The organism is Caballeronia sp. PC1 (assembly GCF_021353155.1).
In the GTDB taxonomy this organism is placed as follows: Bacteria; Pseudomonadota; Gammaproteobacteria; order Burkholderiales; family Burkholderiaceae; genus Caballeronia; species Caballeronia cordobensis.
This window is the reverse complement of sequence record NZ_JAJUBH010000001.1, coordinates 2,276,375-2,289,839: the sequence shown is the minus strand read 5'-3', so window position 1 is coordinate 2,289,839 and position 13,465 is coordinate 2,276,375. Positions and strand designations below refer to the sequence as shown.

Below are 13,465 nucleotides of genomic sequence, written 5' to 3'. Positions count from 1 at the left end.
TGGACGCAATACAGGAGACAGCGGATGGAGATTCAGATCGAACGCGCGGACGGCGTGCTGAGCATCGTGCTCAACCGTCCGGAGAAGAAGAACGCGATCACCGCGGCGATGTATCAGGAAATGGCCGACGGCCTTTACGAAGCCGAGATGGACCCGACGGTGCGCGCGGTGCTGATCCGCGCCATCGGCACGACGTTCAGTGCGGGCAACGATCTCGACGACTTCCTGAACGATCCGCCGAAAGGGCTGGACGCGCCCGTGTTCCAGTTCCTGCGGCGCATCGCCGCTTTCCCGAAGCCGATCGTGGCGGCGGTGGCGGGCACGGCGGTGGGTATCGGCACGACGATGCTCCTGCATTGCGACATCGTCTACGCGAGTGCGAACGCGAAATTCTCGTTGCCGTTCTCGCAGCTCGGGCTGTGCCCGGAAGCGGCGTCGAGTCTTCTGCTGCCGCGCACGGCGGGCTATCAGCGCGCGGCGGAAAAGCTCCTGCTGGGCGAAGCGTTCGACGTGAACGAAGCGATCGGCATGGGCTTCGTCAACGGCGCGATCGATGCCGCCGGGCTCGATGCCTACGCGCTCGACAAGGCGAAGCGGCTCGCGCTGCTGCCGGCGTCGTCGCTGCGCGTGACCAAGTCGCTGATGAAAAGCGCGCACGCCGGCGAAGTGACCGCGCGCATGGAAGACGAAGCCGCGCATTTCGCGCGGATGCTCGTCGCGCCGGAAGCGCGCGAGGCGTTTCAGGCGTTCTTCGACAAGCGCAAGCCGAACTTCAGCCAGTTCGAATAAGCCGCGTCATTCCACGTCGTATTCGACGAAGCTGTTTTCGCGCGCGAAGCTGACGAGCCGCAGGCTCGCCTGCTTCGCAATCGCGATGGCGAGCGAGGTCGGCGCGGAGATCGTCGCGATCATCGGCACGCCCACGCGCGCCGATTTGCGCACGAGCTCGTAGCTTGCGCGGCTCGACAGGAACACGAAGCCCTGCGTCGTGTCCTCGCGCGCGAGGATCAACTGGCCGATGAGCTTGTCGAGCGCGTTGTGGCGTCCGACATCCTCGAACGCATGGCGCACGGAGCCGGTCTCGTCGCACCATGCGGCGGCGTGCAGGCCGCCCGTGAGTTTCGTCAACCGCTGATGCGCGGGCAATTCGCGCGCGGCGCGCTCGATGGCGTCGGGCGCGAGACGGTTCAAGAAGCCCGTGTCCGGCACGCGCTCGGGCTGAAGATCCAGCAAGTCGATGCTCTCGATGCCGCACACGCCGCAACCCGTGCGGCCCGCGAGCGCGCGCCGCTTGTCCTTGAGTGCCGCGAACGCCTGCTGCACGACCTGCAGGTGCACTTCGGCATGCGGCAAGGCGACGCCGTCGTCGCGGAAATAGACTTCGATGTCGTGGATATCGCTGCCGCGCTCGACGATGCCTTCGGTCAGCGAAAAGCCCACCGCGAAGGCTTCGAGATCGCGCGGCGTGCACATCATCACCGCGTGCGAGATGCCGTTGTACACGAGCGCGACGGGCCATTCCTGACCGACGTTATCCGCCGCGATCGCGCTCTCGCCGTGACGGTGCCGGCGCACCTGGCGCTCGACGAAGCCGGGTTGATCGTCGGTTTCGAGTTGGTTCACTTCAATGCTCCTGACCGCGCACTTCGAGTAAAGTCGGGTATGTGACTTGCTGCCTATTGTTGCTGTTCGGTTGCTGTCCGCACGCATCGAACCGCGAACAGCGGCTAGATTGCAATGGTTCCAGCCAGATCCTAGGCCCTACAATAACTTAAGCGGGCGATGCGCGCCGCGCACCCCGCGCAATCCAACGAGGCTTGTTATGGGACTCTACGACGCCGCCCGTCTCTTTGGATTCGAAGTCGAATCCTCGGACAATCTGCGCTTCATTCCGCTCGCCGTGCGCTTCAATCTCGATCGCTTCGGCATGCGCATCACGCTCGACCAATGGCAGCAGCTTCCGCACGCCGATCGCGTGCTGCTCGCGCGCTTTCCGGTCGAAGACGACGCCGAACTCGAAAAGAACTTCGATCTCGCGCTCGAAGAGATGATGAAGACGCACGCCAACGCCGCGCCCGAGCAGATCGAGCGCGATCCCGAGCCCGTCTGGGCGCATGCCGACGCCGTGCCGGAAGCCGTGATCCGGCAAAGCAGCCTGTGCGGCATCAGCGCGCCGAGCCTCGACGGCTGGGGCAAGCTCGACCGTTTCCAGCGCTATGCGCTCGCGAAACTCTCGCGCAACACGGACAAGGTCAATCACGACTTTCTGCCCGCGATGCGCGAATTCGGCCTCGCCGACTGACCCGCGGATCGGGAGCAGGGCACGCAAACGTTAAGCGTGCGCTTTAGTCGGATTATTTGCGGACAAGCCCTAAATATAGGGCGAGCGGTGCCGTTATTGGGCGTTATCCATTAATCGCGGCGTGGAATGCTTTCACGCCGCGCATTCGCGTGGACGCGCTCAGGCCTCGATGCGCGTTCGACGCGCATCCAAGGATTCAGCCCGCCGCTCATGACCCGATTCCTCTCCAGAGGTTTGCTCGTCAACATCGCCGTCGTTCTGGCCGCGCTCGGCGCGAATGCGTTCGTCGCGTGCGAACGCATCGGCGGATTGCGCGACAGCGACGCCCGCACGCTGCGCTCGATGAGCCTCCTGCGCGATCTCGCGGCGTATCGCGGCTCGCTCGGCGAATCGCTCACGCAACTGAGCCGTTTCGAAGCGACCGGCATCGCCGATACCGAAGCGCGCCATCAGGAGCGCGTCGCGCATCTCGATGCGCTCGAAAGCGGCCTGCGCGCGCAATTCGCGATGGAGCCCGGCCTGAGCGCCGCCTTCGATGCGCTCGCCGCACGCGCCGCCGTAATGCGCCGTGACGCCGATCAGGCGTTCGAGAAGGCGAAGCACGCCCGTCCCGACGACTCCCGCGCCTGGGCCGACGCCGCGTTCGTCACGCTGGGCGAAGATCAGCAGGCCGTCGACGAAGAAATCGCCGCCATGCGCACGCGCATCGACAATGCGACGATCAGCGCGCTCGACGAGTCCGCGCAGGCGTCGAGCGGCACCATGCTGCTGCTCGTCTTCACGATGCTCGCGGGCAGCGGCGTGCTCATCTATCTGTTCGCGAGCCACGAGCGTCAGTCGCGCGAAAAGCTCGGCGTCGTGCGCGCAAGGCAGCGCAGCAACGAACGCTTTCGCGGCATGTTCGAGGCGCATCCCGTGCCGATGTGGATCGTCGATCGCGAAACGATGCGCTTCATTGCCGTGAATCCGGCCGCGATCGCACGCTTCGGCTTCAACGAGCCGGAGTTCATGAACATGACGCTGCGCGATCTGCACCACGCCGACGACTTCGACAGCTTCGCCGCGCGGCTCGCGCGCAGCGGCCGCGAAACGGGCGACGGGCCGATGTCGGCGATCTCCGGACAAGGCCCGGCGGGCGTGTGGCGCTATCGCTGCAAGGACGGCTCGATCGTCAGCGCCGATGTGTCGCATCACGCGCTCGCCTATTCGAACCGGCCCGGCATCTTCATGCTGGCCAACGACGTCACGGATCGCATCAACGCGGAAGCCGAGGCGCGCCGCTCGAACGAGATGCTCGAAGCGGTCATCGACAATATTCCGCAGCGCGTGTTCTGGAAGGACCGCGAGTCGCGCTATCTCGGCTGCAACAACGCGTTCGCGCGCGACGCGGGTCTTGCGTACAACGAGCAGGTCATCGGCAAGACGGATTTTGAACTGCCGTGGAGCGCGCTCGCGGATGTCGTGCGCGCCGACGACGAAGAAGTCATCGTCACGACGGTGCCGAAGATGCATCACGAGCGCGATATCGTGATGGGCGACGAGTTGCGTACCGTGGTCTCCAGCAAGCTGCCGTTGCTCGATGGCGAAGGCCAGACGATCGGCATACTCGGCTCGTATCACGATGTCACCGATCACAAGCGCGCCGAGCTTGCGCTGCGCCTGCAAAGCCGCGCGCTCGACGCGAGCGTGAACGCGATCCTGATCACGGGCGTGGTCGACGGCGCGAACGTGATCGAATACGCGAATCCGGCGTTCAAGCGCATCACCGGTTACGACCCGAACGAGGTCATCGGCCACGATTGCCGCTTCCTGCACGGACCGGACGGCGATCAGGACGGGCTCACCGCGATTCGCCGCGCGCTCGCCGTCAACACGGAGGCGAGCGTCGTGGTGCGCAACTATCGCAAGGACGGTGCGCTCTTCTGGAATCAGCTTTTCGTCGCGCCCGTGCCGAACGCGCAGGGATTGACCACGCATCACATCGGCATCATCAACGACGTGACCGACCTGATGCGCTATCAGGAAGAGCTCGAATATCAGGCGAATTACGACACGCTCACGCGCCTGCCGAACCGCAATCTGCTGCGCGACCGGCTGCAGCACGCGATCGAGACGGCGCGGCGGCGCGAGACGAAGATCGCCGTCGTGTTCATGGATCTCGACGGCTTCAAGAACGTGAACGACAGCCTCGGCCATAGCGTCGGCGACCGGCTGCTCGCGGTGATCGCGGATCGGCTCGCGCGCTCGGCGCGGTCGAGCGATACCGTGGCGCGTCACGGTGGCGACGAGTTCGTCGTCGTGCTGCCCGATCTCACCGACGAAGCCGGCCTGATCGCGTGGATGGAGCGCACGCGTGCGGCGATCTCCGAGCCGGTCTGGCTCGACGACACCGAGCTGTACGTGGGCTGCAGCATGGGCGCGAGTCTCTTCCCGCAAGACGGCGACGACGCCGAAACCGTCATGAAGAAGGCCGATCTCGCGATGTACCGCGCGAAGGACATGGGCCGCAATACGTACCAGTTCTTTCAGCCGGAGATGAACGCGAGCGTCGGCGCGCGCATGAATCTCGAACGCCGCCTGCGCCGCGCGCTGCGTGACGGCGAGTTCCTGCTGCACTATCAGCCGCAGGTGGACATGACGACGCGGGCGATTGTCGGCATCGAGGCGCTCGTGCGCTGGCTCGATCCCGAGCAGGGACTGGTCTCGCCGGCGTCGTTCATTCCGGTGGCGGAGGAGAGCGGGCTGATCGGGCCGCTGTCCGAATGGGTGCTGCGCGAGGCGTGCCGGCAGAACAAGGCGTGGCAGGATGCCGGACTGCCGCCGGCGCGCGTTTCGGTGAATCTGTCGGCGCGGCATTTTCAGCAGCGCAACATTGCGCGGCTCGTGACGTCCGTGCTCGAAGAGACCGGCCTCGCGCCGCGCTATCTCGAACTCGAACTCACCGAAAGCGCGATCATGCGCAACGCCGAGGAAGCCATCACGATGCTTTCGGAGCTATCGGCGCTGGGTATCGGCATTGCCATCGACGACTTCGGCACGGGCTATTCGAGCCTTTCGTATCTGAAGCGCTTTCCGGTGCATCGGCTGAAGATCGACCGCTCGTTCGTCGCGGATATCGGCGCGTCGAGCGACGACGAAACCATCACGTCGGCGATCATCGCGCTCGCGCATTCGCTGGAATTGCAGGTGATCGCGGAAGGCGTGGAAACGCACGCGCAGCACGACTTCCTGCGCGAACGCGATTGCGACGAGATGCAAGGCTATCTGTTCTCGCGCCCGATGCCGCACGAGGCGATTCCCGGCCTGCTACAGCAAGGCGTGCTGCCTCACTGAGTCTCTTCAGTCGAGCGACGGCAGCACGCGCGGACGGCGGTCGCGGTCGGTCGCGACGTAGGTGAGCGTGGCTTCCGTCACCTTGACGACTTCTTCGGCGAGGCTCATGCGCTGCGCATACACCTCGACCGACACCGTCACGGACGTGTTGCCGGTCTTCACGATATCGGCGTAAAAGCTGAGCAGATCGCCGACGAACACCGGATGTTTGAACAGAAACGAATTCACCGCGACGGTCGCGACGCGGCCGTTCGCGCGGCGGCTCGCCGGAATGGCGCCGGCGATATCCACTTGCGCCATGATCCAGCCGCCGAAGACGTCGCCGTGGACGTTGGCGTCGCTGGGTTGGGGCACGACGCGCAGCGCGACGTGCTTGTCGGGAAGTGTCGATGGTTCGGCCATGGAAGAGAGTCCGGTTTGCGGGCATGGGCCGAGGCTCGCGGCGCCAAGCGGCCCCTTGAAGCTTCTGCGACAATGCCTATTTATGAAGAGGCCCGCGGGCGCGAGGCAATGACCTCGAAAGCGCCAGGGGCTTCCAGTAAATTGTACGGGAAAGCATGTGGCCGACGTGCTCCCGCTTCGACTATAAGCGTCCCCGACGCCGCGCCCCCACGCGACGCGCTCACACAATACGACTCATGCGCCGCTATTCCAACAGCGAGCCCGGGCCCATGCCCCAGGGCCCGCGCAACGACTGGCAGACGATCCGCTCGCTGCTGCCTTATCTCACCACGTACAAATGGCGCGTCGCGTTAGCGCTGACCTGCCTGATCGGCGCGAAGGTCGCGAACCTCGGCGTGCCGATCGTGATGAAGCATATCGTCGATGGTCTCGCCTCCGTGCAGCATCTCACCGCGCTCGGGCGCGCGAACGATGCGCCGGGCATCGTGCTGATCGGCGGTATCGGGCTGCTGGTGGTCGCGTATGCGGGCGTGCGGCTTTCGACCTCGCTCTTTACCGAGCTGCGCGAACTGCTCTTTGCCAAAGTCACCGAAAGCGCCGTGCGGCAACTCGCGCTGCAGGTGTTTCGTCATCTGCATTCGCTGTCGCTGCGTTTTCATCTGGAGCGGCAGACGGGCGGCATGTCGCGCGATATCGAACGCGGTACTCGCGGCATTCAGCAACTCGTCTCCTATTCGCTGTACAGCATCTTGCCGACGCTCGTCGAAGTCGGGCTCGTGCTCGCGTTCTTCGTGACGAAATACGAGGCGTACTACGCGATCGTCACGTTCGTCGCGCTCGTGACGTACATCGTGTTTACGGTGAAAGTGACCGAGTGGCGCACGCACTTTCGCCGCACGATGAACGATCTCGACTCGAAGGCGAACTCGCGCGCGATCGATTCGCTGCTCAACTACGAGACCGTGAAGTACTTCGGCAACGAAGCGTGGGAAGCGCGCCGTTACGATGAAAACCTGCAGCGTTATCGTACGGCGGCGATCAAGTCGCAGCGCTCGCTGTCGATGCTGAATTTCGGGCAGCAGACGATCATCGGCCTCGGGCTCGTGTTCATTCTGTGGCGCGCGACGCAGGGCGTGATGGCGGGGCGGCTCACGCTCGGCGATCTCGTGCTCATCAACACGTTCATGCTGCAGCTTTATATCCCGCTGAATTTTTTAGGCGTGGTGTATCGCGAACTGAAGCAGGCGCTGACCGACATGGATCGCATGTTCACGCTGCTATCCGCGGGCCGCGAAGTGCCCGATGCGCCAAACGCGCCGCCGCTCGCCGTCCGTGGCGGCGAAGTGCGTTTCGAGAACGTGAGCTTCGCGTACGAGAAGGCGCGGCAGATTCTGCATGGCGTCGATTTCACGATTCCGGCCGGCACGACGACCGCGGTGGTCGGACACAGCGGTTCGGGCAAATCGACGCTCGGCCGCCTGCTTTTTCGCTTCTACGATCTCGATCGCGCGCAGGGCGGAAGCATCACGATCGACGGGCAGGACATTCGCGACGTGACGCAGGATTCGTTGCGCACGGCAATCGGCATCGTGCCGCAGGATACGGTGCTCTTCAACGATTCGATCTACTACAACATCGCGTACGGACGGCCGTCGGCGAGCCGCGAGGAAGTGATTGCAGCGGCGCGCGCGGCGCATATCCACGAGTTCATCGAAGCGCTGCCGGCGGGCTACGACACGGCGGTCGGTGAGCGCGGGCTGAAGCTGTCGGGTGGCGAGAAGCAGCGCGTCGCGATCGCGCGCACGCTCCTCAAGAACCCGCCCATTTTGATTTTCGACGAAGCCACGTCCGCGCTCGATTCGAAATCCGAGCGCGCGATTCAGCGCGAACTCGATTCGATCGCGCGCGAGAGGACAACGCTCATCATCGCGCACCGGCTTTCGACGGTCGTGCACGCGCAGCAGATCATCGTGATGGATCACGGACGCATCGTGGAGCGCGGCACGCACGCGGAATTGCTGAGCGCGGGCGGGCTGTTTGCGCAGATGTGGGCGTTGCAGCAGCAACGCGCCGTCGTGCCCGGCGAGGGCGAGACGGCGCTCGCGGCGTTGGGCGAATGACCCGCGCTCACTCCATCGCATGCGCCCCGCCGATCGCGACGCCATCGTGCGAGTGCGACGAAGTCGACGACCAGCGCAGCCACTGCCCGCGCAGCACGAACAGCGCGCCGAACGCGCAGGTCGCGAGCACGCCGAAAGTGGCGAAGCCCATCTGATAGCTGCCGGTGCTTTCCTTGGCGATGCCCATGATCACCGGCAGATAGAACCCGCCGATGCCGCCCGCCGCGCCGACGATCCCCGACAGCAGCCCCGTCTTGCCCTTCCAGCGATGCGGCACGAGCTGGAACGTCGAACCGTTGCCCAGCCCGAACGCGATATACAGGCAAACGAGGATCGCGAGACCGCCCGCAACCGGCGGCATGAAGATCGCGAATGCGAAGTCGCCGGCGGCAATCGCGGCGAGCAGCACGAGCAGCGCGCGCACGCCCGTCACGCGATCCGCGACATAGCCGCCGAACGGTCGCACGATCGCGCCGAGAAACGCGAGCAGCGACATGAAGAGGCCGGCTTCGAGCTTCGGCATCTGATACAGCGACGTGAGCAGGAGCGTCACATACGACGACATCCCCACGAATCCGCCGAACGTGATGCTGTAGATGAGCATGACGACCCACGTATCGCGCTCGCGCAGCACCGACCGGTAGCGCCGCGGCAGCACCGCGATGGCGATCAGCGCGCCAATCACAGGCAACAGCAGCACGCCGGCCCTGCCGCCGCCGAACACGCCACCGTGCACCGCGAGCACGAGCACGATCAGGCTGAAAAGCGTCACCGCGAAGCTGGACAGCGCGCGCATCGTGCTGCCGGTTTTCTCGCCCGCATCCGCCGCCCACGCGTAGAGCGCGACCGCCGTGATGGCGAGCAGCGGCAAGGCGGCGGCGGTCGACATCCGCCAGCCGAAGGCATCGGCGAGATGCGGGAACAGGAAGCCGTCGAGCACCGCGCCGATGTTGCCCGCGGCGGCGAGACCGAGCACGAGCCCTTGCACCTTCGGCGGATAGTTGCTGCCGGCCATCGGCAGCGCGACGGCGAAGCTCGCGCCGCCCATGCCGAGAAACACGCCGAGCACGAGCAGAAGCGAATACGACGGCGCGCCGGACATGAGCGGCAGCACGATCGATGGAATCGACGACAGCGCGACGCCCATCAGCGCGACGCGCCGTCCGTCGGCGGATTGATAGAGATTGCCGAGCGTCACGCGCAGGATCGCCGCGGCGAGCACCGGCACCGCGACCAGAAAGCCCTGTTGCGCGGCGGACATCGTCACGTCGCGGCCGATGAACGGCGCGAGCGGCCCGTACAGCACCCAGACGGTGAAGCCCGTGTCGAAGTAAAGGAAGCAGGCGAGCAGCGAGCGCCAGTTGCCGCTCTTGAGCGATGCGATCAGATTGGACATTGCATGTACCGTGGATGCGCGCGCTGCCGAACCGGCAGGCGATGGCCCTGAAAATTGCAAGCATCATGCCAATGGAATACCCATTCGAGCGATGCGACATGTCGCGCCAGCGCTGACGCGGCCCGCGAGCGAGAGCGCGGGCGGCGTCGTCCGGACACGAGAGCACCGCGCGTGTGCGCCGCCGCCTGACGTTGGTGCGCTGCGCCTTTGCACGGTTCATGCGCCCGCTAGAATGTGCGGTCTTGGTCCTCACGCGCGCATCGACATGGAACTCAAATGGCTGGAAGACTTCGTCTCGCTTGCGGAGACGCGCAGCTTTAGCCGCTCCGCCGAACTGAGGCACATCACGCAGCCCGCGTTCTCGCGACGCATCCAGGCGCTGGAAGCGTGGCTCGGCACGGAGCTCATCGACCGCTCCGTGTATCCGACACGCCTCACGCAAGCCGGCAACGTGTTCTACGAACAGGCGCTCGCGATGCTCTCGCAGTTCCACGAGGCGCGCACGCTGCTGCGCGGGCAGGGCGGCGTGCCCTCGGCGACCATCGAATTCGCCGTGCCGCACACGCTTTCGCTCACGTACTTTCCGCGCTGGCTCGAACACATCGAGGCGCGGCTCGGGCGCATCCGCACGCGGTTGCGCGCGCTCAACGTGCACGATGCGGTGCTGTCGCTCGTTGAAGGCGGCTGCGATCTCGTGATGGGCTATCACCATCCGAGTCATCCGGTCGCACTCGATCCGGCACGCCACGACATGCTCACGCTCGGCGCGGAGCCGATCAGCCCGTTCTCGGCGGTCACGAAAGGCGGCCGCGCGCGCTTCACGCTGCCCGCGACGGCGGAGTCGCCCGCGCCGTATCTGTCGTACACGCCGAACGCGTATCTCGGGCGCATGACGGAAGTGATCATCGCGACCGCGCCCACACGGCTCTATCTCGACAAGGTCTATGAAACCGACATGGCCGAAGGACTGAAAGCGATGGCGCTCGCGGGCCACGGCGTCGCGTTTCTGCCGCACAGCGCGGTCGAGGACGCGGTGGAAGAGGGGCGGCTCGTGCGCCTCGATCGCGGCACACGCGGCACGCCCGCCGGCCAGTTCACGCTGACGATGGAAATCCGGCTTTATCGGGACAAGCTCGCCGCCGCCGGCGAGGAACCGCGTCAGGCGTTGATGCGCGCGCTCTGGGATGCCGTCGGCGAGGAGTTGCAGAAGGAGTCCGCGGAAAAGCCCGCCGCGTAGGGCGCTCCGACGTTATGCAGAAATTGCATGACGGGATGATCAAACGGCATTGGATTTGGAAACGCCGTTTTTCGACAATGAGCGCATTCCTTCACCGCTGGAGCCTCAATGTCTGCCTCGAAGCAACCTGTGCAAGCGCCGGACGCAAAACACGCCATTCCGTCGTATCTCCATGCCGACGATCTCGGACCGTGGGGAAACTATCTGCAGCAGGTCGACCGCGTCGCCCCGTATCTCGGTTCGCTCTCCCGCTGGCTCGAAACCCTCAAGCGTCCGAAGCGCATTCTCGTCGTCGATTGCCCCATCGAACTCGATAACGGCACCGTCGCGCACTTCGAAGGCTACCGCGTGCAGCACAACACGTCGCGCGGTCCCGGCAAGGGCGGCGTGCGTTACCACCAGGATGTGACGCTCTCCGAAGTGATGGCGCTGTCCGCGTGGATGTCGGTGAAGAACGCGGCCGTGAACGTGCCGTACGGCGGTGCGAAGGGCGGCATCCGCGTCGATCCGCGCACGCTGTCGCGCGGCGAACTCGAACGCGTGACGCGTCGTTATACGAGCGAGATCGGCATCATCATCGGGCCGAACACGGACATTCCCGCGCCGGACGTGAACACGAACGAGCAGATCATGGCGTGGATGATGGACACGTACTCCATGAACCAGGGCCAGACGGCGACGGGCGTCGTGACCGGCAAGCCGATCTCGCTCGGCGGCTCGCTCGGCCGCAAGGAAGCGACGGGACGCGGCGTGTTCGTCGTCGGCACGGAAGCGGCGCGGCGCATCGGCATGGAAATCGAAGGCGCGCGCATCGCGGTGCAGGGCTTCGGCAACGTCGGCGGCATCGCGGCGAAGCTGTTCCAGGAAGCGGGCGCGAAGGTGATCGCCGTGCAGGATCACACCGGCACGATTCATAACTCGAAGGGCCTCGATACCATCGCGCTGCTCGATCACGTCGCGAAGAACGGCGGCGTGGGCGGTTTCGCGGGCGCTGACCCGGTGCAGGCGGAAGAATTCTGGATGATCGAAAGCGACATCCTGATTCCGGCGGCGCTGGAAAATCAGATCACCGAGAAGAACGCGGCGAAGATTCGCACGAAGATCGTCGTGGAAGGCGCGAACGGCCCGACCACGACCGCGGCGGACGACATCCTCACCGACAAGGGCATCCTCGTCATTCCCGACGTGATCGCGAATGCGGGCGGCGTGACCGTGTCGTACTTCGAATGGGTGCAGGATTTCTCCAGCTTCTTCTGGACCGAGGACGAGATCAACCAGCGTCTCGAGCGCGTCATGCGCGAAGCGTTCGCCGGCGTGTGGCAGGTCGCGAGCGAGCACCAGGTGTCGGTGCGCACGGCGGCGTTCATCGTCGCGTGTACGCGCATCTTGCAGGCGCGCGAAATGCGCGGTCTGTATCCCTGATCCGATGCGCTTCGAAGCGTGTCCGGCGAGCAGCTCGCGGAAAGCGGGTTGCGATCGCGCCCTTTAAAAGTGCGGGCGGTATTCCCACGGGAATGCCGCCCGCATTTGCATTAAAACTACAGGTCGGCGGCCTAGCTGTATTCGGTCAAGCATCTGCGCTAAAACGCCAGTAATATGCGCGCTCGCAGCGGGTTGCACCGACCGTCTCGCAAATAAGACGACGTGGGTTAACAATCATTCTTTCAGAATAATTACCCTGCTAAACTTGCCCCGTTTTTTGCCACAGGAGATCGAACAATGAAGATTAAAAAGGCTGCGCTGCTCGTCGCCGCGCTCGGGTTCATCGCAACGAGCGCTTACGCTCAGGACGCCGGCACGCTCAAGAAGATCAAGGACACGGGTGTGATCTCGCTGGGGCATCGCGAATCGTCCATTCCGTTTTCCTACTATGACGACAAGCAGAACGTCGTCGGCTATTCGCACGAGTTCGCGCTGAAAGTCGTGGAAGCGGTCAAGCAGAAGCTCGGCATGCAGGACCTGAAGGTGAAGCTCACGCCGATCACCTCGCAGAACCGCATTCCGCTCGTGCAGAACGGCACCGTGGATATCGAGTGCGGCTCGACCACGAACAACGCCGAGCGCCAGCAGCAGGTTTCCTTCTCGAACACGATCTTCGTCATCGGCACGCGCCTCATGACCAAGAAGGATTCCGGCGTGAAGGACTGGGCCGACCTGAAGGGCAAGACCGTCGTGACGACCGCCGGCACCACGTCCGAGCGCCTGCTTCGCAAGATGAATCAGGACAAGAACATGGGCATGAACATCATCAGCGCGAAGGATCACGGCGAATCGTTCCTGACGCTGTCGACCGGCCGCGCCGTCGCGTTCATGATGGACGACGCCTTGCTCGCCGGCGAGCGCGCCAAGTCGAACAACCCGAACGATTTCGTGATCGTCGGCGCGCCGCAATCGCATGAAGCGTACGGCTGCATGATCCGCAAGAACGATCCGGAGTTCAAGAAGGTCGTCGATGACGCGATCGCCAAGGTCGAAACGTCGGGCGAAGCGGACAAGATCTACAAGAAGTGGTTCGAAAGCCCGATCCCGCCGAAGGGTCTCAACCTCAACTTCCCTGAAAGTGACGACATGAAGGCTCTCTACAAGAGCCCGAATGACAAGGCAATCGACTAACCGGTTCGGTAATCGAACAGACGAAACGGAAGGAGCTTGCTTCTTCCGTTTCTTTTTGGAGT

At 64.4% G+C, this 13,465-nt stretch carries 10 protein-coding genes; 7 read left to right on the top strand and 3 right to left on the bottom strand.

Annotated elements, in window-relative coordinates; translation table 11 throughout:
* Positions 1–24: 24 nt before the first annotated feature.
* Complete coding sequence (locus tag LY284_RS10955) at positions 25–789, top strand: enoyl-CoA hydratase (RefSeq protein ID WP_233386006.1); 765 nt, start codon at positions 25–27, stop codon at positions 787–789.
* Positions 790–795: 6 nt separating this feature from the next.
* Here LY284_RS10955 and fdhD read toward each other — a convergent pair whose 3' ends face one another.
* Positions 796–1,623, bottom strand: a complete 828-nt coding sequence (fdhD, locus tag LY284_RS10950) for a formate dehydrogenase accessory sulfurtransferase FdhD (protein WP_233386005.1) — start codon at positions 1,621–1,623, stop codon at positions 796–798.
* Positions 1,624–1,822: 199 nt separating this feature from the next.
* Here fdhD and LY284_RS10945 point away from each other — a divergent pair, with 199 nt between their 5' ends.
* Positions 1,823–2,302, top strand: a complete 480-nt coding sequence (locus tag LY284_RS10945) for a nitrate reductase associated protein (RefSeq protein ID WP_014190389.1) — start codon at positions 1,823–1,825, stop codon at positions 2,300–2,302.
* A 210-nt stretch (positions 2,303–2,512) separates the two neighbouring features.
* Positions 2,513–5,635 (top strand): EAL domain-containing protein, encoded by a 3,123-nt coding sequence (locus LY284_RS10940; RefSeq protein ID WP_233385984.1) that lies wholly within the window; start codon positions 2,513–2,515, stop codon positions 5,633–5,635.
* Positions 5,636–5,641: 6 nt separating this feature from the next.
* On the opposite strand, the gene LY284_RS10935 is transcribed toward LY284_RS10940, so the two are convergent.
* A complete protein-coding gene (locus tag LY284_RS10935; RefSeq protein WP_014190391.1) occupies positions 5,642–6,037 on the bottom strand; it encodes an acyl-CoA thioesterase in 396 nt (131 codons plus the stop codon).
* A 236-nt stretch (positions 6,038–6,273) separates the two neighbouring features.
* Between LY284_RS10935 and LY284_RS10930 the strand changes: the two genes are divergently transcribed.
* Positions 6,274–8,157 carry an ABC transporter ATP-binding protein/permease gene (locus tag LY284_RS10930; protein WP_233385975.1) on the top strand — a complete coding sequence of 628 codons (1,884 nt, stop codon included), beginning with the start codon at positions 6,274–6,276 and terminating at the stop codon, positions 8,155–8,157.
* A gap of 7 nt (positions 8,158–8,164) precedes the next feature.
* On the opposite strand, the gene LY284_RS10925 is transcribed toward LY284_RS10930, so the two are convergent.
* Positions 8,165–9,553 (bottom strand): MFS transporter, encoded by a 1,389-nt coding sequence (locus LY284_RS10925; RefSeq protein ID WP_045450326.1) that lies wholly within the window; start codon positions 9,551–9,553, stop codon positions 8,165–8,167.
* A 265-nt stretch (positions 9,554–9,818) separates the two neighbouring features.
* Between LY284_RS10925 and LY284_RS10920 the strand changes: the two genes are divergently transcribed.
* From LY284_RS10920 to LY284_RS10910, 3 genes are all read left to right on the top strand, one after another.
* Complete coding sequence (locus LY284_RS10920) at positions 9,819–10,790, top strand: LysR family transcriptional regulator (RefSeq protein ID WP_233385965.1); 972 nt, start codon at positions 9,819–9,821, stop codon at positions 10,788–10,790.
* Between the two features lie 108 nt (positions 10,791–10,898).
* Positions 10,899–12,212 carry a Glu/Leu/Phe/Val dehydrogenase gene (locus LY284_RS10915; protein ID WP_041730119.1) on the top strand — a complete coding sequence of 438 codons (1,314 nt, stop codon included), beginning with the start codon at positions 10,899–10,901 and terminating at the stop codon, positions 12,210–12,212.
* Positions 12,213–12,509: 297 nt separating this feature from the next.
* Positions 12,510–13,403 (top strand): glutamate/aspartate ABC transporter substrate-binding protein, encoded by an 894-nt coding sequence (locus LY284_RS10910; RefSeq protein ID WP_014190396.1) that lies wholly within the window; start codon positions 12,510–12,512, stop codon positions 13,401–13,403.
* The last annotated feature ends 62 nt before the right edge of the window (positions 13,404–13,465 follow it).

Coding starts and splice junctions, on each gene's coding strand:
- LY284_RS10955 (WP_233386006.1), top strand. CDS start 25: ATGGAGATTCAGATCGAACGCGCGGACGGCGTGCTGAGCATCGTGCTC.
- LY284_RS10945 (WP_014190389.1), top strand. CDS start 1,823: ATGGGACTCTACGACGCCGCCCGTCTCTTTGGATTCGAAGTCGAATCC.
- LY284_RS10940 (WP_233385984.1), top strand. CDS start 2,513: ATGACCCGATTCCTCTCCAGAGGTTTGCTCGTCAACATCGCCGTCGTT.
- LY284_RS10935 (WP_014190391.1), bottom strand. CDS start 6,037: ATGGCCGAACCATCGACACTTCCCGACAAGCACGTCGCGCTGCGCGTC.
- LY284_RS10930 (WP_233385975.1), top strand. CDS start 6,274: ATGCGCCGCTATTCCAACAGCGAGCCCGGGCCCATGCCCCAGGGCCCG.
- LY284_RS10925 (WP_045450326.1), bottom strand. CDS start 9,553: ATGTCCAATCTGATCGCATCGCTCAAGAGCGGCAACTGGCGCTCGCTG.
- LY284_RS10920 (WP_233385965.1), top strand. CDS start 9,819: ATGGAACTCAAATGGCTGGAAGACTTCGTCTCGCTTGCGGAGACGCGC.
- LY284_RS10915 (WP_041730119.1), top strand. CDS start 10,899: ATGTCTGCCTCGAAGCAACCTGTGCAAGCGCCGGACGCAAAACACGCC.
- LY284_RS10910 (WP_014190396.1), top strand. CDS start 12,510: ATGAAGATTAAAAAGGCTGCGCTGCTCGTCGCCGCGCTCGGGTTCATC.